We start from the raw sequence: 317 nt of genomic DNA, 5'->3' as shown, positions 1-317 counted from the left end.
CACACAAGCTCGCGGCGGCGGATTGCCGATGCGGCGCGACGCAGCGCTTCAGTGCGAAACCTTCACCTCCCGCCGATGCACCAGCCGATACAGCGCCGGCAGCACCAGCAGGGTCAGCAGGGTCGAACTGATTACGCCGCCGATCACCACGGTCGCCAGCGGCCGCTGCACTTCGGCGCCGGCGCCCACGGCCAGCGCCATCGGCACGAAGCCGAGGCTGGCCACCAGCGCCGTCATCAGTACGGGACGCAGGCGGGTCAGCGCGCCCTGTTCGATGGCGGCATCCAGCCCCAGCCCTTGCGCGCGCAGCTGGCGGA

General features: G+C 71.3%; 1 protein-coding gene. It reads right to left on the bottom strand.

Going from position 1 to position 317, the window contains the following annotated elements:
* Positions 1 to 48: 48 nt before the first annotated feature.
* Positions 49 to 317, bottom strand: a 269-nt coding sequence (locus FLQ44_RS23360; protein WP_147696231.1) for an efflux RND transporter permease subunit, incomplete at its 5' end; no start/stop codon positions are given.

It is taken from the genome of Vogesella mureinivorans, from assembly GCF_007644035.1.
Classification (GTDB): domain Bacteria; phylum Pseudomonadota; class Gammaproteobacteria; order Burkholderiales; family Chromobacteriaceae; genus Vogesella; species Vogesella mureinivorans.
This window is presented reverse-complemented; position numbering and strand designations above follow the sequence as displayed.